Source organism: Shewanella xiamenensis (assembly GCF_014647135.1).
GTDB lineage: Bacteria > Pseudomonadota > Gammaproteobacteria > Enterobacterales > Shewanellaceae > Shewanella > Shewanella xiamenensis.
The window spans coordinates 34,142-54,632 of sequence record NZ_BMOP01000002.1; the positions used below are offsets into that span (position 1 = coordinate 34,142).

Annotated in this window: 18 protein-coding genes and 1 other RNA gene; 8 read left to right on the forward strand and 11 right to left on the reverse strand. The window is 43.9% G+C overall.

All coding sequences use genetic code 11. The annotated features are described in order from the left end of the window. Positions 1-53: 53 nt before the first annotated feature. On the reverse strand, positions 54-1,703 hold the full coding sequence (gene aceB / locus IEY09_RS01775; protein WP_188869608.1) for a malate synthase A: 1,650 nt from the start codon (positions 1,701-1,703) through the stop codon (positions 54-56). Between the two features lie 835 nt (positions 1,704-2,538). On the opposite strand from aceB, the gene IEY09_RS01780 reads away from it, so the two are divergent. Next, positions 2,539-5,010 (forward strand): TonB-dependent receptor, encoded by a 2,472-nt coding sequence (locus IEY09_RS01780; protein ID WP_188869609.1) that lies wholly within the window; start codon positions 2,539-2,541, stop codon positions 5,008-5,010. A gap of 67 nt (positions 5,011-5,077) precedes the next feature. On the opposite strand, the gene IEY09_RS01785 is transcribed toward IEY09_RS01780, so the two are convergent. The 4 genes from IEY09_RS01785 to IEY09_RS01800 form a co-directional block, all read right to left on the reverse strand. After that, complete coding sequence (locus IEY09_RS01785) at positions 5,078-6,847, reverse strand: monovalent cation:proton antiporter-2 (CPA2) family protein (protein ID WP_037425544.1); 1,770 nt, start codon at positions 6,845-6,847, stop codon at positions 5,078-5,080. A 222-nt stretch (positions 6,848-7,069) separates the two neighbouring features. Then, positions 7,070-8,809, reverse strand: a complete 1,740-nt coding sequence (locus IEY09_RS01790) for a tetratricopeptide repeat-containing diguanylate cyclase (RefSeq protein ID WP_188869803.1) — start codon at positions 8,807-8,809, stop codon at positions 7,070-7,072. Between the two features lie 48 nt (positions 8,810-8,857). Further along, a complete protein-coding gene (locus IEY09_RS01795) occupies positions 8,858-9,073 on the reverse strand; it encodes a hypothetical protein (RefSeq protein ID WP_188869611.1) in 216 nt (71 codons plus the stop codon). Between the two features lie 44 nt (positions 9,074-9,117). Continuing rightward, positions 9,118-9,909 (reverse strand): SAM-dependent methyltransferase, encoded by a 792-nt coding sequence (locus tag IEY09_RS01800; RefSeq protein ID WP_188869613.1) that lies wholly within the window; start codon positions 9,907-9,909, stop codon positions 9,118-9,120. 406 nt (positions 9,910-10,315) lie between these two features. On the opposite strand from IEY09_RS01800, the gene IEY09_RS01805 reads away from it, so the two are divergent. Next, complete coding sequence (locus IEY09_RS01805) at positions 10,316-10,807, forward strand: outer membrane protein assembly factor BamE (protein ID WP_037416135.1); 492 nt, start codon at positions 10,316-10,318, stop codon at positions 10,805-10,807. 77 nt (positions 10,808-10,884) lie between these two features. Here the strand turns inward: IEY09_RS01805 and IEY09_RS01810 are convergent, their stop codons facing one another. Beyond that, positions 10,885-11,220 carry an RnfH family protein gene (locus IEY09_RS01810; protein ID WP_037415988.1) on the reverse strand — a complete coding sequence of 112 codons (336 nt, stop codon included), beginning with the start codon at positions 11,218-11,220 and terminating at the stop codon, positions 10,885-10,887. Further along, positions 11,210-11,647 (reverse strand): type II toxin-antitoxin system RatA family toxin, encoded by a 438-nt coding sequence (locus tag IEY09_RS01815; RefSeq protein ID WP_011623526.1) that lies wholly within the window; start codon positions 11,645-11,647, stop codon positions 11,210-11,212. Before IEY09_RS01815 ends, IEY09_RS01810 begins: the two co-directional genes overlap by 11 nt. A 254-nt stretch (positions 11,648-11,901) precedes the next feature. Between IEY09_RS01815 and smpB the strand changes: the two genes are divergently transcribed. The 3 genes from smpB (at position 11,902) to IEY09_RS01830 (ending at position 14,249) form a co-directional block, all read left to right on the forward strand. Next, positions 11,902-12,393, forward strand: a complete 492-nt coding sequence (gene smpB, locus IEY09_RS01820; protein WP_011071661.1) for an SsrA-binding protein SmpB — start codon at positions 11,902-11,904, stop codon at positions 12,391-12,393. A gap of 72 nt (positions 12,394-12,465) precedes the next feature. Continuing rightward, positions 12,466-12,820: a transfer-messenger RNA gene (gene ssrA / locus IEY09_RS01825) on the forward strand. Positions 12,821-13,004: 184 nt separating this feature from the next. Beyond that, a complete protein-coding gene (locus IEY09_RS01830) occupies positions 13,005-14,249 on the forward strand; it encodes an integrase domain-containing protein (RefSeq protein WP_188869615.1) in 1,245 nt (414 codons plus the stop codon). A 135-nt stretch (positions 14,250-14,384) separates the two neighbouring features. On the opposite strand, the gene IEY09_RS01835 is transcribed toward IEY09_RS01830, so the two are convergent. Further along, complete coding sequence (locus IEY09_RS01835) at positions 14,385-15,377, reverse strand: LysR substrate-binding domain-containing protein (RefSeq protein ID WP_229777648.1); 993 nt, start codon at positions 15,375-15,377, stop codon at positions 14,385-14,387. Between the two features lie 28 nt (positions 15,378-15,405). Between IEY09_RS01835 and IEY09_RS01840 the strand changes: the two genes are divergently transcribed. Beyond that, positions 15,406-17,175: a flavocytochrome c gene (locus tag IEY09_RS01840; RefSeq protein ID WP_144345620.1), complete on the forward strand. Its 1,770-nt coding sequence runs from the start codon at positions 15,406-15,408 to the stop codon at positions 17,173-17,175. 137 nt (positions 17,176-17,312) lie between these two features. On the opposite strand, the gene IEY09_RS01845 is transcribed toward IEY09_RS01840, so the two are convergent. Beyond that, complete coding sequence (locus IEY09_RS01845; protein WP_229777650.1) at positions 17,313-17,570, reverse strand: helix-turn-helix domain-containing protein; 258 nt, start codon at positions 17,568-17,570, stop codon at positions 17,313-17,315. Positions 17,571-17,764: 194 nt separating this feature from the next. Here IEY09_RS01845 and IEY09_RS01850 point away from each other — a divergent pair, with 194 nt between their 5' ends. Both IEY09_RS01850 and IEY09_RS20305 read left to right on the forward strand, forming a co-directional pair. Beyond that, positions 17,765-17,956, forward strand: a complete 192-nt coding sequence (locus IEY09_RS01850; RefSeq protein WP_037415839.1) for a hypothetical protein — start codon at positions 17,765-17,767, stop codon at positions 17,954-17,956. 320 nt (positions 17,957-18,276) lie between these two features. Continuing rightward, complete coding sequence (locus IEY09_RS20305) at positions 18,277-18,399, forward strand: hypothetical protein (protein ID WP_268240554.1); 123 nt, start codon at positions 18,277-18,279, stop codon at positions 18,397-18,399. 98 nt (positions 18,400-18,497) lie between these two features. Here the strand turns inward: IEY09_RS20305 and IEY09_RS01855 are convergent, their stop codons facing one another. Together IEY09_RS01855 and IEY09_RS01860 are read right to left on the reverse strand one after the other, a co-directional pair. Continuing rightward, the gene (locus IEY09_RS01855; RefSeq protein WP_188869619.1) at positions 18,498-19,367 is read right to left on the reverse strand and encodes a competence protein CoiA family protein; all 870 of its coding nucleotides are present in this window, start codon (positions 19,365-19,367) and stop codon (positions 18,498-18,500) included. A gap of 75 nt (positions 19,368-19,442) precedes the next feature. Then, complete coding sequence (locus IEY09_RS01860) at positions 19,443-20,441, reverse strand: PDDEXK family nuclease (RefSeq protein ID WP_188869621.1); 999 nt, start codon at positions 20,439-20,441, stop codon at positions 19,443-19,445. Positions 20,442-20,491: the final 50 nt, after the last annotated feature.

Consider the following 20,491-nt stretch of genomic DNA (forward strand, 5'->3'; position numbering starts at 1 on the left):
TTCACCGCCATAACGCATTCCATAGGACGCATTAAGTGTTAACGCATTTATAATTAAGCAGTTAGCATCTCGTAACCGGGTAAGGTTAAGAAGTCGACCAACTCATCCGAAGTGGTAATATCCTCAAGCAATACCGCCGCTTGGGTAAATTTGCCGTGGGTGAATCTGTCACTGCCCACTTCTTTTTTCACGTTTGCTAACTCTTCCACCAGCATGTCTTTAAACAATTGTTTCGTGACAGGTTTGCCGTTGGAGAGTGACTTGCCATGTTGGATCCATTGCCAAATCGAGGCGCGGGAGATTTCAGCGGTTGCCGCATCTTCCATTAATCCATAAATCGGCACACAACCGTTGCCACTGATCCACGCCTCAAGGTATTGCAGAGCAATACGAATATTCAGGCGCATCCCTTGCTCAGTGCGCTCGCCATCACAGGGCTTTAATAACTCAGCGGCGAGAATCGGTGCATCCACATCACGGGTGATATGCAATTGGTTTTGATGATCTTGGCCGATATATTCGTTAAAAATCCCCATCGCCGTATCCGCAAGACCAGGGTGAGCGACCCAAGTACCATCGTGTCCATTGCGAGCCTCAAGCTCTTTGTCCTTACGCACCCGTTGCAACACGGCTTCGTTCTGTACAGGATCCTTCGCCGGAATAAAGGCCGCCATACCTCCCATCGCCAGTGCGCCACGTTTATGGCAGGTTTTGATCAGCAGTCTTGAATAGGCACTTAAGAAAGGCGTATCCATAGTCACCGCTTGGCGGTCAGGTAACACGCGGTCGCTATGGCGCTTTAATGTTTTGATATAACTAAAGATATAGTCCCAACGACCACAGTTTAGTGCGACGATGTTTGAACGTAATTCATAGAGAATTTCGTCCATTTCAAACACCGCGGGTAAGGTCTCAATCAAACAAGTACATTTGATTGTGCCAGGCTGTAGGCAAAATCTTTCTTCAACAAAAGCAAACACTTTTGCCCACCAACGCGCTTCAATATGGCTCTCGAGTTTAGGAATATAGAAGTAAGGACCACTGCCCTTCGCCAGCAATTGGCGATAGTTATGGTAAAAGTACATCGCAAAGTCGAATAACGCGCCAGGAATGGACTGCTGGTTAAATTCAACATGCTTCTCTTTTAAGTGCAGGCCACGTACGCGGCAGATCAATACCGCAGGATTTGGGCCTAATTTATAGTGTTTACCGGTTTCAGGCGCTGTGTATTCAATTTCACCGCGCACGGCATCACGCAGGTTAATCTGACCTTCAACCACCTTCTGCCAGCTTGGTGCTAAAGAGTCTTCAAAATCCGCCATAAACACTTTGGCATTGGCATTAAGTGCATTGATCACCATCTTACGTTCAACGGGACCGGTGATTTCGACACGGCGGTCAAGTAGGTCGTTCGGAATACCGCGGATCTTCCATGCGCCGTCACGAATAGCGCGAGTTTCAGGTAAAAAGTCTGGCAAAGCCCCTTTATCGATACGCGTCTGTCTGTCTTTACGTTTGGCGAGTAAGGTGGGCACTTCAGTTGCAAATTCCCGGCAAAGTGACTCAAGCAACGCCAGCGCACCTTCGGTAAAAATCACTTCTTGGCCAGGGATAGTATTTCCCACTATGGTCAGCGCGCCATTCGCAGTGGTCTTATTCTGTGCCGAATTCAATTGCTGCTCACTTAAAGTTTGTTCCGTCATCTTCTCCCCCTCCCAAGAGGCAAAACTCTTGCTCGTTTACGACTCATTACCAGTAAAGACATGGGTAACATGTACAAACATTCACCGCAAAACATTCAAATGTTCGTTTAGAACCAAAACTTACAGACAAACATTTGTATTTGCAACTATCCAAAAGTGTCATGACAGCTAAAAAAATTGACCAAAAACCATGACAAAATTGGTCTGACCAAAATGATTTTTCAAATATAAATATTTGATTTAAAATAATTTTATATTTAAGCGATAATTACTATTTTGGTAGTGATGAAATTTGTCTGACAACTTTACCACTTCAAGTGCATTGTAATTTTATACGTAATTAAATTACATAATGAAAATTAATATATACACCACTTTTACCTTATTCGACCTAAGTAGAAAACAGACAGCGTTTTGAACTCCACCTTAAGGAAAGCGAGTAAAACCAACAAAAACAACAAGTTAACAAAATTGAAACACTACATAAATTTAAACACTCGTTTAAATATTACGTTTACGTAAACAGTCATCAGGATAGGATGAGAGTGATAGGGATCACGGGTTATGTTTCTCGATCAAAAAGTCGAGTCGATGTGGTTAACCCAAAAAATAAATCACTTTTTTATAAAAAAAATGAAACAAATTAGAAATCTGACTAAGAGTTGCTTCAAGTTGCGCGCCTAGTGGCGGCAAAACTCACCGCAGGATTAATCCACAAACCGTTAATCATACGTAAAGATGACAAACATTTAACTCCCAAGACCTATCAATCAAAGGTTGCAATGGTTATGAAAATCATTATCATTCGCGACCATTCTGTTTGGGGGAACTTTATATGTCAGTATCACAACCTATATTTCGTTTATCACTTATTGCACTCGCCTGCCTCAGTGCTTTACCACATACCGCTTTTGCCGATGACACACCTTCTGCTCGCGATGAAAACATCGAACGCATAACGGTCTACGGCAGACAAAACTCCGTAGTGAAAAACTCTGGGCTTGCGACTAAGTCAGATATGTCCTTGATGGAAACCCCTGCGGCGGTAGTTATCGTTGACCAAGAGCTGATTAACAGCCAAGGAGTCGACAATCTTCAAGACTTAATTCGTAATATCAGCGGGGTGACTCAAGCAGGCAATAACTATGGCATTGGGGATAACTTAGTGATTCGCGGCCTCGGTGCAAACTACACCTATGACGGCATGTATGGCGGAGCTGGCCTTGGTAACACCTTTAACCCCACTCGCTCTTTAACCAATGTGGAATCCGTTGAGGTCTTAAAAGGCCCAGCAACAGGACTCTACGGTATGGGCAGCGCGGGCGGTGTGATCAACCTGATTGAAAAGAAACCGCAATTTGAGTCCAAACACAAATTCACCACTGAAGTTGGCCAGTGGGATACCTACTCGCTAGCCATCGATAGCACGGGTGGAATTACCGATGATCTTGCTTATCGTTTAGTTGCCAAAACCGCCCGCAGTGAAGGCTACCGTGATTTAGGCGCCGATCGTGATGAAGTGTTCGGCTCACTCAAGTGGGTATTAAGTGATAGCCAAGATCTGATGCTATCCGGCGCGTATATCAAAGACGCCATTGCCGTTGACTCCATCGGCCACCCAATCCGTATCTACAATGCCGATTCTGTCGGCGGCAAAACAGCGGGCGAAGTCACTTGGCAAGATTTGATAAACGATCCTAAAGGGCTGGGCATACAACTAACCGACGAGCAGCGTCAGCAATTGGCGGCATCACTCGCAAGTGGTGATGGCTTAACTCCCTATTCCTTTGGTGACGCGGGATTAATTTCTCCCATGGCAAAGGATAATGAAGGTGAAGAATTAAGATTCAAGCTAACCCACAATATCTACTTTACCGATAATCTGTTCCTCAATCAGCAGTTGCAATATCGCGACTACACCACAGGTTTTGCCCGTCAAACAGGGGCTTACAACTATGTGTACTGGAAGCGAAACATCAAGATTGGTGGCGTATCGACTGATGTGATTAACCAGGATCCCCGCGCGCCACTGGTTGAAAATGGCGTGCTCTATCCCTTTGCCGCCAGACGTCAGGAATACCGCCAACTCGATGCCGAAGAAACCTCATGGCAGTATTTTGCTGATCTACGTTACGACTTCCAAATCGGCAATATCGACAACGAATTACTGGTGAACGCTAACTACGAAGACCGCGATATTCGCCTCGAGCAATTCTCAATTTACGATGCAGATCAAGTCATTAAAAACAAACAAGGCGAAGTGATTTACCGTGGTTCGCTACCCTATATTTACGATATCCGTAATCCAAACTGGGGAACGGGTAAATTTGCCGACTACGATCCACTCAAAACCGCCAACTACAACAAAAAAGTCAGCGCTTGGGGCTTAGGCGTGCAACATGTGGGTTATTTAGGTTATGGCTTTACCACCCGTGTTGGCGTGGCCTTTAACGAAATCAAACAGAGCTATGAGCACCTAGGTGTGGATGAGCGCTACAGCGCAAGTCAAGCGAGCCCGACCCCTGAGGAAGATAGTAAAGATAACGGTGTGACCTACAACTTGGGCTTAACTTATATGCCCATTGATGATTTATCGTTTTTCGTTAATCACTCAAAGGGCCGCACCGCCTATAGCATCTTAGGCTCAATCACTGGGGAAAATACCGACCGCGAAGACTCAGAATCCGTCAGTAACGATCTCGGTATGCGCTTTAAAGCCTTTGATGATCAAATGTTGGCATCACTGGTGTTCTTTAAAAGCTCACGCACTAATGTGCCTTACAACAACCCAGACTATAACGCTGGCGTGTCAGGTGCCGAGGTGCCCGTGTACTTTTACGATGGTAGCGAAGATACCAAAGGGGTCGAGTTGGATCTCAATGCCCACTTAAACGATAACTGGCGCATCAACCTCAACGGCATGTATCAGGATGCGAGGGATAAACAAAACCCGAATGACAAAGCCAACTACGACACCCGCCAAAAAGGTGTACCCTATGTTACCGCCAGTGCTTGGGTAACCTATGGTGCAGACTGGTTTGCCTTATCCAGCCCAATTGAGCTGAGTTTAGGCGCCAAGTATGTGGATGATAGAAGCACGCACTCAAGCTCATTTGGTATCCCAGATGGTTATGTGCCTAGCTACACCTTAGTGGATTCTGCCATCAGCTATGCCACCGACTCCTGGAAGTTACAATTGAATATCAACAACCTATTCAATAAAGACTATTACAGCAAAGCCATGTTCCTCGGCGGCATGCCAGGCGAAGAGCGTAATGTGAAACTGCAATATAGCTACAGTTTCTAAGCGTTTTCCTTAAGCCCATAAACAACAAGAGAGCCCATCGGCTCTCTTGTTGTTTTAGCTGGCAGGCTTAACTGACATTCTCCCGGTCGCCACGCATCAGCGACTCCAGCTCAGCTTTACCCTTATTGGATAAATCAATCAGTTTTGCTAAATCATGCTGATGGGCAGCACTGGCGATCACCAGCTTTTTATCGTGCTCGGCAAAAATCTTCACCCTTTCATTGGCTTGTACCTGTGATAAGCCTAAGCCCTGCAAAATCTTCTCACTGGCAGACAAAGCCGAACCAAAGGTTTCACGGAACACATCGGTCACCCCAAGGCTCATTAATCGATAGGCATGGTTACGGTCCCGCGCCCGAGCGACGATATTGATATGGGGGAAATGGGTTTTCACCTGCTGGGCAATTTCAATCGAATCCTCAACATTATCAACAGCCAGCAGCAACAGGCGCGAGCGTGCAATCCCCGCCGACATCAACATATCTAAACGTCTGGCATCGCCAAAATAGACCTCACCACCGTATTTGCGGATCACATCCACATGGCTGGCATCCTTATCTAACGCCACAAATGGAATACCCGATGACGCTAAAATCCGCCCAGTGATCTGCCCTACCCGCCCAAATCCGGCAATGACCACCTCGGATTCAGTCACATTAATGGTATCGGGTAAACGAGTATCCACCACCTTAGGTTTAGTGGCTCTAAAAAGCGTGAAAATCATCGGTGTGACTGCCATGGATAAACCGATGGCGAGCACTAAGATTTGGGCGATTTTATCATCCACTATGCTGGATAATTGCGCCTGCGATAACAGCACAAAGGCAAACTCACCGCCCTCTGCCAAGATAAGCCCTAGGGCAATACTCGGGCGCCATGTATGGTGCCGTAAACGGCCTAGCAGCATTAGCACGAGAGTCTTAATCAGCAGCATGCCCAGCAAAATCGCGAGGATAAGTAAGGGATCGGTTAAAAACAGCTTGAGATCCATACTCATGCCGACCGCCATAAAAAACAGCCCAAGCAGTAAGCCCTTAAAAGGCTCGATATCGGTTTCGAGCTGATGTCGGTAGCTGGAGTTCGCCAGCATAATCCCAGCTAAAAATGCCCCCATACCCGCCGATAGCCCCAGCCACTCCATCAATTCGGCGCTGCCCATCACCAGCAATAATGCAAAGGCGGTTAACACTTCACGAACCCCGCTGCTGGCGACAAGCTTAAGTACCCGCGGCAACAGATATTTGCCCACTAACACAAAGCCAACTAAGGCCACACAGGTCCAATACCAAGGCACCGCATGGTGCTCAATCTGGGCCGAATTAGGCGCAAGATAAGCGGTTAATAGCAACATGGGGATCACGGCGAGATCTTGCATTAACAACACCCCAAAGGCATCGCGGCCAAGCGGAGTAGTCAGTAATCGATGTTCGCTCATCAACTGCACCGCAAAAGCCGTCGATGACAAGGATAACGCCGCGCCAACCACTAATGCTGCCTCAATGGATAAGCCAAATCCCCAAGCTAAACCGCCAATTGCCGCCCAAGAAAGGAGTAACTGACCACTGCCGAGACCAAAGATGGCGCTGCGCAGCTCCCATAACTTGCTCGGATTGAGTTCAAGCCCGAGCACAAACAACATGAGTACCACGCCAAGCTCGGCAAAATGCAGCACGGCGGCGGGATCAGACACCAGCGCCATGCCGCCAGGCCCTAAAATCACCCCAGCAGCGAGATAAGACAGAATCGGTCCTGCGCCAAAACGTTTGCCCAAGGGTACAAAAATCACCGCGGCCAATAAAAATAACAGTACAGAAGTGAGCAGACTCGACTCTTCCATTAGGGCTCCACAACGTTAACGAAAGGCAAAAATAGGGTATAGCCTTAAGCAAAAAAGCTTCGGCTACCGCTGGCAATCATACTCTAGTTAGGCAGGAAAAAGTGTGAAAAATTGACCTAAAAATCATCGAGAAAACGCAAGAAATAAGCGAAAAAGCGAAAGAAGAAAACCGCGTTACATTAACCTAAACAGTCAGTTACACAGACAATACAACTCTACCCCCTACGGCCTTACCAACTGACTGGTAATATTGGTGGCGCGTTTATCGGAGGCTAAAGCGTCCTCATAACAGAATACACTGTTACGACCATTCGATTTTGCGGCATACAGTGCCATATCGGCACGGTGTAGTAGAGGGTCTAGGCTTAAGTCTTCTGTTGTCATACCGCTAACCCCAAAGCTCGCGGTGATAGTAAATTTATGCCCCGACAGATGCGTATCAATGGCTTCAATTCGGCTTCGGCATTGTTCGGCAACTTCCATCCCCTTAGATTCACTGGCGTAAGGCAAGAATAGTGCAAATTCCTCACCGCCAATCCGGGCAAACACATCACCATTGCGCACATGGGGTTTTAATACTTCCACGACTTTTTTCAGCGCCCAGTCACCCGTACCATGGCCGTAGGAATCATTAATCCGTTTAAAATGATCTAAGTCGAATAAAATCACGCAAAAATCGCCCCCTCGGGCAGCGGCTTGCACAAACAGATTTTCACCCAGGTCTTGCCCTGCACCACGGTTAAGCACGCCCGTCAAAGCATCCATTCTGGCCATACGCATAAAACGCCGTTTTTGCAAATTGCCCACGACTAACAAAATCGCGAGGAAAAACAGCCCGCCCACTAATATCGTGATAAACATCAGCATATTAGTGTACTCGCGCTCTTTTACCGTTTGCTGAGCGATGTAAAGTTCGCGCTCTTTGTTTAGCAAGTTGATTTCACGCGTTTGCTCATCAGCATTAAACTTAGCCGCTTGATAAGCAAGGGTTTTCATCTTCGACTCATCAAAAATCAGTTGATTATAATGTTGCTCTTTTCTGGAGTATTCATAGGCTTGCTCAAATTGCTGTTTTTGAGCATAAATCTTAGCGAGTACACCTGATGCACCGTGCTTAAGCTCTGTATTGCTAGAATCATCTAAAAGATTCATCACATATTGAGCATGTAACTCAGCTTTCGTAAAATCTTGCAACAATAAATAAGCTTCACTGAGCAACTCATGTACGCTATTAATCTCCAGCTCAAAATTAAATGATTCATACCCCTTTAGAGAATCTAGTAAGTAAGAGATAGCAGACTGTGGCTCATTCAATCTAAGACTCGATTCTCCCATACCTTTTAATGCAATATTCGCAATTAGTGGGTAACCACTGGATTCACAATAACTACGAGTAGACTTAAATTCATCAAATGCTTGCGAATACGATGCTATCTCTAATTGGTGTACAGATAGATAAAGCTTGGCTCCACAAATATCCTTAACATCACTTTGGGAGGCAAGCGCAAGCGCTTTAGTGGCATATGTAGCAACCTCCTCTGAGATCCCCATAGCCGAATACAAGCTCGCTAAACGTAAATAAGAGGCACGCTTAAGATTTATGTCCTCGATTCGTTCGATTAAACTTAGACTCTTTCCCATTGCAATAAATGCATCATTGAAATGACGAAGAGCAATATAGGCTGTTGCCTCATAACTATATGCAGAAAATAGCATTTCCGAGTCTTTGAGTAAGGCTTCTGCTTGGCCCAATAACTCAATAGCAGTTTGATATTGCCCTGAGTAAATAGAAGCAGCGCCTTTAAAGAGCAAAACTCGTCCCTGCTGCAAGCGAGACATAGAACCAAACTCAGACTCAACGTCCTTGAGTAGGTTAATAGCAGCTGGTAAATCAGAATGTTGTAATGTTTCAATCTTAGTCAGTGTTTCATCATAATTTATAGGTGCAGCAATCAAGCGCATACAGAATATGCACAAGATTACCGACATGAAAACACTAAAAAACTTCAATTAATCACCAATACCGCATGAAATAATAAGGTAGGATTGATAGTTACTATCGCCACTTAACGTTTTGAGCTTTTCCATATCCCCAGTCATTACAGCGTTAATTTCTTCATCAGTTAATCCGTGGGCACGCATCACCGCCTCGGGATTCTGTTTATAGTCTTCCATTAACTGTGCATCTTGGCCTAACAGGGTAAAAAAATCCGATAATGCAAACATGTTTTCTCCTTATTGTTAATAATGACTCAATATCACACTCCAATTTAGCCCAAATCTTCGGGACCGATCCCTAACTTAGCCAAAATAGCATAGTTGTACTCCAGCTTTTTTGCTGGCGGAATTAACAACGTACTAATCGGTGTTAAGTGTGCTTGGGGTAAATTCGCTAAAGGTAAACGCTCGATACGCGGGGCTTGGATTGGCAAATTAGCCGCTTCGTAGATGACCACCTCATGCTCGAGCGGGTACCATTGATTTAACTGCTCCACGAGGATCTGCAACCTATCACTCGAGGTATGAAATTGGGTTAAGGTATGTTCGCCCGCAATCGCGATTTGCCAGAGTAATAAGTGGGTGGTGGGATCCGGCACATGGTTGAAAAACATAAACTGGCTAGCTTCAAAGCTTTGATGCCCGGAGTTGCCAGGGTCAATCCCTAAGTCGGCCCACAGGCAAGCTTCGGCCGAAATCCCCGGCTCCATCTTGGCTGAAAACCCTTCTGCCTTGGCGCGAGTGATAGCCATATGGGATACACAGGCAAACACGCCCGGATGACCATAGAGTGCACACACGGTTTTTTTACCCGCTCTCACCGCATCTAGAATGGCATTGACCATTTGCTCGTAGGTGTCTCGGCGATTTTTAACTTCACCATTTTGCGCATAAAACGGCTGCAAATTGATGACATTGGGATTGAGCTTCGTCAGCCAACGCTGCGAAAAACCGTCGGGTAAGAGTGAAAATACAATATCGGCATGTTCAATATAGCTGCGGCTTAATATGCTAATTTGCCCCGCGAGCTGTAACCCCGTACCCACACAAACGAGTGATCCCAATGGTCTCTCCTAAAAAGGCGATCTCGGCGGATTAATACATAAATTCAAGCGCTGAAATAACGCTCTCTAAAACCAATATCATCGCTGAAATCATCAACACAAAAAACCTTCACAACTCTACCCATCTTTAGTTAACAATGCCACAACACAATACTCTATTTGGTAAAATTTTCTGACCTAATTACCGCCCTACACGGTACATATAAAATAAAAAGCGATACAGGTAACAATCACCGTAAATCAGCGCCCATTATAAAAATCTTCACACACAGCGAACTAAAGCCAACCGCTTAGGTCGAAAACTCACACAATTGCAACGATAAGCGCCGCAACGCCCAATTACCCTTGTCATAAGGGGGAGTGCTTGGGTATGATGGCCGCCAGATTTTCAGAAGTAGCGCATACAATGATCAATAAAAAGCAAAGTCTTACCCTGCTGAGTGCCATTGCGCTCTCAGTTTCGCTCAGTGCCTGTAGCGTGTTTGATTGGCTGATCTATAAGCCCGATATTCCGCAAGGCAACTACATGGAGCCGCAACAGGTTGAAAAGTTGCGTATCGACATGACCAAAGAGCAGGCCGAATACATTCTTGGTCGCCCAGTATTGCGCGACAGCTTTGCCGATGACACTTGGTATTATGTGTACCACTATAAGAGTGGCCGTGATGCGAGCATTACCCACAAAGAACTGATCCTGCACTTTACGGGTAACAAATTAAGCTTAGTGAAGGGCGACTATGAATTAAGCCCAGAGTTTAATACGCCGCTTGAGCAAAGTAAGTTGCCGATGGTAAACACCGCAGAATCTGCGCCACAGGTGCCAGCACAGCGCCCTGACGAAAAGCCATTAGTGAAAGAAAACCAAACCGAAGCGCAAGTTCAAAAGCCAATCAAGTAAGCACACTGGTTTAACACTTGCCTTAAAAACAAAAAGCGCCCATGGCGCTTTTTTTGTGTGCTGGTGTTGCAGACAGATTAAGACACCCGTCCACCGGTCACTTTATTGGCACGACCTTCATCCTTGGCCTTATCGGCACGGCGACGGCGCACATCCTTAGGATCGGCAATCAACGGGCGATAAATCTCCACTCGCTGCCCAGGTAAAATCACTTGGTCATGCTTAATCACATTGCTAAACACCCCAAGCTTAACCGTTTCTAAATCAATCTCAGGGAAAAAACTCACCATATTGCTCTGACGCACTATGTCAATCGCGCTCGTGCCGGGCAATACGCTAACCGAAATCACCTTCTGCTGAGTCGGCAGCGCATAAATAACATCGACGACGAACTTATCTGCTTCATTTGTCACTGTAAATTACCTTAGCGCGGCTGGTAAATGCCGTCACCATTGACACCATAAGATCATTAAACACTTTACCAAAAGCCATATCGACCAATGAGCTGGAAAACTCGAAATTTAAATCGAACTCCACCTTACAGGCATCTTCAGTCAACTCGGTAAAACGCCACTGGCCGAATAAGTGTTTAAAAGGCCCATTTTCAAGTCTTAACTCGATACTCTTTCCCGGCACCACCTGATTGCGCGTGGTAAAGGTCTTACGGATCCCCGCCTTACTCACATCGACCGAGGCCACCATGGTTTTACCATCAAACTCAAGCACTTTACCGCCAACACAACCGGGTAAAAACTCTTTGTACGACTCAACATCATTGACTAAATCATACATTTGCATCGCACTAAAACGAACTAACACACTTCGAGAAATCTGCGGCATAGGGCTTGGCACTCTCAATCTAAGGAAACACGCTGTCTCAAGTGAACTCCGCGCGCCCTAATCTCTAGGGAAGCTAACAAAATTGGTTTGGATTCTACCACGATACTTAAAAAACGCACCCCTCACACATCCCTCTGATGACACAGCAAAAACCGTATAAAAAACCAGCAACAAACTAATGAGGGCTTGAAATAGCTCAAATAAACCCTTATATCCATTTCAAATTGATTCACCGTGCGTATAATGGCGCCACTATGGTAAAGAAAAACTCAAAAAAAGCCGCGCCTGCGACAATCGCACGTAATAAGCGCGCAACCTTCGAATACCGTTTCGAAGAAAAAATGGAAGCCGGCCTGTCCCTCATGGGATGGGAAGTGAAGTCTATCCGCATGGGCAAAGTGAACCTATCGGACTGCTACGTCTTCTTAAAAAATGGCGAAGCCTTTATGCACGGCTGTACCATTATTCCGCTAAACACCGCTTCAACCCATGTGGTGTGCGATCCTATACGACTCAAAAAATTACTGTTAAGTCGTAAAGAGTTGGACAAATTAGCAGGTTTAGTGGAACGCCAAGGCTACTCGATTATCCCTATCTCCATGTACTGGCGTAAAGGGGCTTGGGTCAAAGTGGAAATCGGCCTAGGTAAAGGTAAAAAAGATCACGACAAGCGTGAAGATACTAAAGCGCGCGAATGGGAAGTCGAAAAAGCCCGCGTAATGAAAAAGGAAAAAACGCGCGGATAATGAACAAACGATTGAACTTGCAGCAAATGATACTAGGTTATCTTTACGCTACGAGTTACAATCAACTTTCTTGGGGGCGATTCTGGATTCGACAGGATTCACGAAACCCTGGGAGCATGCCGAGGGGCGGTTGGCCTCGTTAAAAGCCGCAAAGTTATAGTTGCAAACGACGATAACTACGCTCTAGCCGCTTAATGCCGCTAGCCATCTACCACACGCTTCGCACATGGGCAGTGGATTTGATGGTCATCTCACATCGTGCTAGCGAGGGAACCCTGTCCGGGGGTGAACCGCGAAACAGTACCGGACTCACCGTTTGGGATCCTGTCTTTCGGAGTTCAAACGGTTAAACAATAGAAAGACTAAGCATGTAGCGCCTTGGATGTAGGTTTTCTGGACGCGGGTTCAAGTCCCGCCGCCTCCACCAAATATAAGAACGAAGACGTCTCAGGACGTCTTTTTTCTTGCCTAGAACAAAGTAAAATCAACAGCTTACAATCCGTTACTATCCATAAACGTCCATTAACTGCCATATACTCTGGTATTCCAAATGGTATTCCAAGCGAAATGTCGCTATTATTTGGAATACCAAAACGGTTTGGAGATAGTTTATGTGTGCCAGAGCGACTCGTCTTAGTGATAAGGAAATCAAATCAATCAAGCCCGATGACAAGGATAAGGTCTTATCGGATGGGGACGGACTGCAACTCAGAGTCAGATGTAATGGGTCTAAACTCTGGAACTTTAACTATCGTCATCCCACTACCAAAGCGCGTATCAATATTGGATTAGGTACTTACCCAGAAATATCTTTAGCTCAAGCACGGCAATTGACTCTCGAAAATCGAGCATTGGTTGCTCAAGGAATTGATCCCAAAGAACACAGAAGCCAAAAGCGATTAGAAGAACAAAGTGTCACCGAACATACCTTGTTTAATGTTGCATCTCAGTGGATTGAGACCAAAAAACATAGTGTGACAGCTGATTACGCAACAGATATATGGCGCTCATTTGAGCGTCACGTATTCCCCAAACTCAAAGATATGCCCATATCAAAAATCACATCACCGATGATTATTGAGCTTTTTCGCCCTATTGAGGCTTCAGGCAGTTTGGAAACAGTGAAAAGGCTCACTCAACGCCTAAATGAAGTCATGGTATTTGCTGTTAACTGCGGCCTAATTTTTGCCAATCCACTTGTTGGAGTAAAAGCTGGTTTCAAAAAACCGGTAAAAGAAAATATGGCAACCCTAAAACCTGAAGAATTACCTGAGCTCATGTTAGCCCTAGCAAATGCCTCTATCAAACGCACTACCCGTTGCCTAATTGAATGGCAATTACACACTATGACTAGACCTTCTGAAGCCGCTTCAACACGTTGGGATGAGTTTAATTTCGAAGAAAAAATTTGGACTATTCCAGCTGAGAAAATGAAAAAAAGACGAGTTCACACAATCCCACTGACAGAGCAAATGTTGGCACTTCTTGAGACAATGAAGCCCATTAGTGGACACAGGCCTTATGTCTTCCCTTCAGATCGCAATCCTCTAGAGCACTGCAATAGCCAAACTGCAAATATGGCCTTAAAGCGTATGGGCTTTGCAAACCGACTTGTCAGTCATGGCTTACGATCTCTAGCCAGTACAACATTAAATGAACAGGGTTTTGAACCAGATTTGATTGAATCGGCATTAGCACACGTAGACTCAAATCAAGTTAGAACTGCATATAACAGGACAGACTTTTTGGAAAGAAGACGCCCGATGATGAGCTGGTGGAGTGGACATATAGAAGAAGCCTCGAAAGGGTCTCTATCTGCATCAAGCTTTAAAGGATTTAAAGTTGTAAATAGCTAAATAAAAACACCGCGAGCTCGGTTAACAAAAACATCAATCGAGCTCATAAATGCTATGAGCATTGCTTACATTAAATAGTATAAAAATATCTTAGCGTTCTAATCTCAAAAAATAACAAAATTATGACATCAAAAATTATTGAGCATTAACTGATTTAGCAAAACCTAAAATTGTTTGATATAGCTTAAATGTTGATTCATCCTGCATGTGCTCATAAGTACTGACAAGATGATACGCGGGAGATTTATGTTTTGGCATATATATATCGAATGGCTTAATCAAACGTCCATTAGCCAACTCTTTTGAGACTAGAATTCGATTCACATAAGCAATACCAGCACCTTGAATTGCAGCTTCTATTGCTTGAATAGAGTTTTGAAAGATAAGTTTACTCTGGCTCGATTTTCGCTCTACTCCAAAATACTGCATGACAATATCCCATTGAACTAAACGGTTGTTGGTAAAAATCAAAGTATGTTTATCGACAATCTCCTGATTAAAGCTAAGAACATCAGAATTAAAATAATTAGGATGGCATACCGGAATCATTTCTTCATGAAATAAAAAAACTGAGTAGAGATTATCCCAAGAGTCGTAGCCATAACGTATTGCCAGATCTAAATCACACTTAGAAAATTCAAGGTAATCTAATGTATCAATAAATTCAACACTACGATTAAGCTCTTTTAGCTTGTTATCTACTAACCTTGGTAGAAGCCAATTCTTTAATAATGATGGAGGTATAGCTATTTTGATTTTTGGCTTACTCCCTTCAATACCCAGGTCAACCGTAGCTTCTTCCATATTTTGCAAAATCAAAGATATTCTAGAATAATATCTTAAACCACAATAGGTTAGAGTAATCTTCCTACTACCTCTTTCAAATACTTTTTTACCAATAAAATCTTCTAATGTACTTATCTGATGGCTAATTGCACCAGGCGTAACATTCAGTTCCATTGCGGCAAGTTTAAAACTTTGCAATCTAGCAGCGGCCTCAAAATAAATAATCGATTTTATCGGAGGTATAACTCTCATGCCATTTCCTTGTGTTAAGTGAATTTTTCTATTCTGACAAATTAATTTTTTTGCTTTGTCAACATGCAACTCTGCAGCAATGATAAACATGAATTAAAACACTAGAGAGGTAAGAGTAATGTTTAACACCAAGTTATTACCGTTAGCTATATCTGCTTTTTTTATATCAACATTTAGTTATGGTCAAACATTATCAGAATTCCATATTGATAATGGTAATAATTGCCAATCATGTCACACAAAGCCTATAAAGGTTGATGATGCAGAAAGTTATGAAAATAAGTCCTGTGAAAGTTGTCATGGTACTATGGATAAATTAGCTACTAAATCAAAAACAAAACTATCCCCACACCATAGCCATCTTATTGATGTGTCATGTACTAGTTGCCACTCAGGCCATAAACAACCGGTATTCGTCTGCCAAACTTGTCACGACTCTTTTAAAAATGAGTTCAAAATTCCCTTTTCTGATGACAAGCCCATTCTTGATAGCTATCAATTCCCTAAAGTTACTCAAGAAATGATTGATACAGCCCTTGCAAAAGCTCCAGTTGAACAACACCAAGTTGTTGTTATTGGAGCAGGTGCAGCAGGACATGCTGCGGCTATTTCAGCGAGACAACATGGTGTTGCAGATGTCGTTATTCTTGAAAAGCAACCCTATATAGGAGGGAATAGCATGTTAGCCGCAGGCGGAATGTCTGCCGCAGAAACAATCACACAAGCCCTTAAAAACTATCCTGACAGTAAGGCACTGTGGTACGAAGATACAATGAAAGGTGGACATAACATAAACAACCCCGATCTCGTTAAAATCTTGACAGAAAACGGCAGCGCTGGGATTGATTGGCTACAAGCAATGGGAGCAGATTTAACGTCAGCATCAAGTGCTGGGGGGCATAATGCTGAGCGTTTACATAGGCCTACAGGTGGGGCGAAATCAGGTCCTGAAATCGTTAACACCCTAAAGGAAACAGCAAAGAAACTCGGGATTGAAACGCGTACAAATAGTAAAGTCATCCAGCTAGTACAAGATAAACAAGGGGTTGTCACTGGCGTCCTTGTTCAAGGAAAACACTCGAAACTACATATACTTGGAGCTAAAGCAGTCATTATTGCTTCAGGCGGTTTTGCTCGAAATAATGAACTAGTGGCAAAATATCGCCCAGATTTGAAAGGAGTCGATGCAACAAACAATCCAGGTAACGTAGGAGATGCGCTAACTTTTGCCCCCAAAGCAGGTGCAGAGGTTGTTGATATAAAAGAAATTCAAGCCTTTCCAACGGCAGCAGCAGGGAAAATGGTTATTTCAGGGACTGCACGAGGTGCCGGAGCAATCATGTTAAATAATGATGGTGACCGGTTCTGTGATGAAATGGGGCCAAGAGATAAGGTGTCTGAATGTATTTGGGCACAAGAAGGTAAGGATGCTTGGTTAGTTTTTGATGAAACCGTCTTGGATAGACTAGGCCAACTACGTGGAATGTTGGATTTAGGTATTATTTTTAAAGGCAACTCAGCAGATGAAATAGCTAAAGCAACTAAAATGAATGCTCAAAAATTTGACCACGCAATTAAACGTTATAACGATTTTAAAATGAAGGGAAAAGATGCAGACTTTGGCCGTAAAAATATGGCAGATGATCTTCAATACCCAATTTATGCGGTCAAAATTAAACCCGCCGTCCATCACACCATGGGAGGCTTAAAAATTAACGCGAAAACTGAAGTCATCGATCACAATGGCTTACCAATAAAAGGTCTCTTTGCTGCTGGAGAAGTGACAGGAGGAGTTCATGGTGCAAATAGATTGGCAGGGAATGCAATTGCTGACACCATAGTATTTGGACGAATAGCAGGTGAGCAAGTAGCCAATTCGATTAAGTAATCAACCTTGTTTTAATGCCCCCTTCTCTTAGAAGGGGGTTATTGTCCTTATACCTTCCTATTTCTCGAATATAGCTTCAGATCTAGATTTAAGTAGACCATAACTACCATCAGACTTAGGTAGTAAGTTTTTTATTTTTAATCTTCTCTTCGAGTGCCATAAAGTCTTTCAGCCGTAATCCAAAGGTCTGAGGGGTGACAATTTAGCGCTTGGGCAAGTTTCCACACTGAAGCGATAGATGCCTTAGCCACACCACGCTCAACACTTGATACAAATGATCTGGCAAGTTCAGCTTTATTCGCTAGTTCCTCTTGGTTAAACCCCACCTCAACACGACGTAACTTAACCGCTCGGCCGAAGGCCATCCCCATTTTTAATACTTCATCATCATTCACTTGAGAACTCCAGGGCATTGAATACTGGATAATTCTCAAGCACTGGCTATAGACAAACCACACCATAAATGATGCATTTCGACCTGTATAGTTATCATTTTGATATTTAAGGTCTAAAAAATGCTTCTATTGCAAGTAAGCGTCTTTTTAAGATCTGCGATGTCGTTAAACACAATTTTTAAAAGGAGTTATACATGTCTGTCGTAAAAACCATGTCAATCATAGGAATGGTGTTTTTCCCTTTATGCCTCATTCTTGCCTCTGCGTTTGCAGAAGTTGATTTAGAAGCTTCTGCCGGATGGGGGATATTTTCAGCGTTATACGGGATTGGATACTCAATCACCGTTTTCGTCCAAACCAAAAAGCTCACTAATAGTGCCTCGTAATGACTCACCTTCGCCCTTTGAAAAAGCAAAGGGCGTGGGTCTAGAACATTGAAAATCAACTTGGTTTAAAACAAGTTGATAGAGTTCAACGATACTCTGACATACAGTAAAAGTGTGGTTTATATGATTAAAACATTGGTTATTTTAGCTTTAACTTTGATGATTTTTGGCTGTGGAAACTCGCAGCTAACATTGAAATTACTTACGAATATCAAACAACATTTGGCTATATGTACCCAAGTATCAACGTCAAAGCGATTAGCGATACTGTAACGATAAACAAAGTCATCATAAACAGGGGGAATTGTGGCGGTACCATAATGTCGGGACTCCCTAAATTACTTAAATTTGGAGAATCGATTTCAGTGATAGCCAATGGTGATTGTGATGTAAAACAAGTCGATGTGCTTACCGATGATGGCGATTGGTCTGTTACGTTTTGATTTGGATTATAAAAATGCATTACAACACCATATGCCACCCTGTAATCGCATTTACTTATTGAATAGCTAGGAAGTTGCACACCCTCGTAGCTTCCTATCTATCTATCTGTGACATAAAGATGTGTTTGGCAGTCTGGACAGGGGTTAACCTTATTACGAATACCCATAAACATTTTGCCGCAACCAAGGCACTGGCATTTGAGTTGTTGATGTGCAGGGATAGATAAAACATGGCTTCCGGTAGTTAATTCTTTCAGTGCCTTATTGATATCTTCATCTCTCTTAGCAATACACGCCTTCTCTCGGGGATGATAATACCAATCTTTAGCCTTGATACTTGTTTGAAGCCAGCCTAATAACTGGGCTCTGGCAGTTCCTAGTTTCCCTGTTTCGACCATCGGCTGATGATAAAAAAACGTTGATAAAGCATCGATATTGAGTATTGCTGCACCAGCATTCAACTCTTGTAATAATGGCCTTTCGAGTTGGCATTTGCGCCCTCGGTATTCCAAATAGATCACTAGAGAGGCTTTATTGAATTCATATAAAGCATCAACTTTATGCCCGCAAAAATCAGCGTCTACTGTAAGATTTACATCCGCAGTGACTTTTAACTCCTGCTCTTTAGATACCTTAACTTCGGGAGGATACTTTTCTCGCAAAACCTTTGGCACACTAACAGGCTTAAGATATTCAGGTAACTTGAGCGATGCGCCTTGCCGCAGCAATTGATGGATCATCATCCTCACTGAAACTTCAAAAGAAAATTCGCAATCAACAATGTCTGCTTTAGGTGTATTTCTGGTGTGGTGGGTAAAGTGCCATTCTCGCTCATCTCCCTGATGGGCGGACAAAGGCAAATGACAAGAAGGGCAAATACAATCGCAGGCAAGCCCCCGCTCGACCTCTGCAACATCTTTCCATTCGCCAGTGATTTTATCCTGCCCGAAAGGTACACCTAATTTCATATTTGCCATCCTTGCACAAGGTTAATCCACAAGTTCCCAAAATAAAGAGTGCCCTCTCCTAATTCGCTCTAGCGCTCACTGATTAACTTTTTCTGTCACAATTCCAAATTCGGCCATTTTGTTAATCAGCCGAGTGATGCCTTCAATACTCCATTGATTCGAAATCGCGATGCATTCACCAGAACGAAGCAGGATTGTTGCATCATCACTGGAGTGATAACGTTTCATCCTCGACTCTTTAATGTCATCCCATAAGATGGCAACGCCGCTACGGTGGATAGTTCGGTCAAATACTGACAAAATCGCAGCTAAATTTGCTGGGGAGTTCTTTTCTATCCAGTCCTTCAACAACACTAGGGCTAAATTGCGCTTGTTATAGTTTTCGCCTTTGTATCTGAATTGGGAGTAATCCCGCCCGCCTGATTGGCTCTTTTTCTCTTCCGCCCGCTTCTCGCGGAATTTGATTTGATAAGCTTCCGCTTCTGGCACAGGAATAATTTGCTCGGAGTTGATGAGCACATTGCCCTGAAACTTAAATGGTGTCAGCCGTACACAGCTGATATCGAGTCCTTTATCGCGCAGCCACAGCACCGACGTCGTTAACTCTTTGCCAAAATCGGCGGACACCAGCACAATACGTACATCGGTGCCAAAGTCATCAAGACTGCTTTCATCTAACTCGGCGAACTCCAACAGAGTTTTGCGCGCATCAATGTCCAGCCCCTCCTGCTCGATATAAGCCTCAAAGTACTCACAGGCTTTATCAAAGGTCATGTTGGCGATCATGGCAGCATAACGCAGCGCCTGTAGTTCCATATGCGCGCCAGTGTCGTCCCGCTTCAGCTCTATCACCACCAAGTTGGCATTTCTGTCTATCGCCAACAAATCGATGCGCCGACGGCTGTCTTCCCAGTCCGAAAATTCATCAGAAATTATCAGGCAATCCGGTGTAATCGCATCAATGTTATGCTTCAGCGCTTCCTGCAAGTCATAGCGTTCTTGTAGCCCCTCTGCAGCAAAGGTCGTCTGCTCAAGCGGCTGGAGTTTCTTGTTGGAAATGTTGTAAATGCTCATCAACTTACCCCTTAAGTCCTTTTAATTTTAGTAACCTAATTCAAAATAAC